Here is a 636-nt window from a genome sequence, read left to right as displayed (position 1 = left end):
CCGTCAATTCCGATACCCGGCTTTCCAGATAGGCCAGAAGCTGCCGGCTGCCTTCGAGGGGAGGGGGGACATCACTGGTGACAGCGCCAGGGTCATCACCGGCGACAGGCCCCATGACAACACCGGCGACATCACCAGTGTCATTCCCCTTGGGACTGTCACCCTCCGACTGGTCCAGCCGCTCAACCGGAACCGCCACGCGGGCCTTTCCATCGTTGCCGATGGTCTTCTGCCACCCTTTGCGAATGGCGAGCCGCTTGGCGCTGGCGGCATTGATACCCAGCGCCTTGGCCAGTTCGGCATAGGTCAGTTGCCTGGTTTCCATGTCACCCCCAGCACCAGTGTCATCGCTGGCGTCGTCGCTGACGACATCACCGGCGTCATCGCCAGGGACAGCCCTAGTGTCATCGCCGGCGACGGCATCATGCCGATTCGCCCGTTAACCGCCCGTTAACGATGACGCCTCCCGGAGCGCATCCAACGCAGCGGGACAGAGTGTGAAAGTGCGTTGAAACAAGATAAAACTATATAATTCAATATCTTAGTCGTCTCCTGTACTATCACGTAATACCGACAGGAGAGATGCAATGGCTGCGGCCTACGCCGAATTCCCACTGACAGTCCGCACGGAAGCGC

1 protein-coding gene is annotated in these 636 nt (G+C 59.9%); it reads right to left on the bottom strand.

Going from position 1 to position 636, the window contains the following annotated elements; all coding sequences use genetic code 11:
- Window positions 1-325 (bottom strand): hypothetical protein (locus tag AC4FS3_RS28965; protein ID WP_491023413.1); only part of this gene is annotated, 325 nt, incomplete at its 3' end.
- Window positions 326-636 lie beyond the last annotated feature (311 nt).

The organism is Pseudogemmobacter sp. TB195, assembly GCF_058313095.1.
This window is presented reverse-complemented; position numbering and strand designations above follow the sequence as displayed.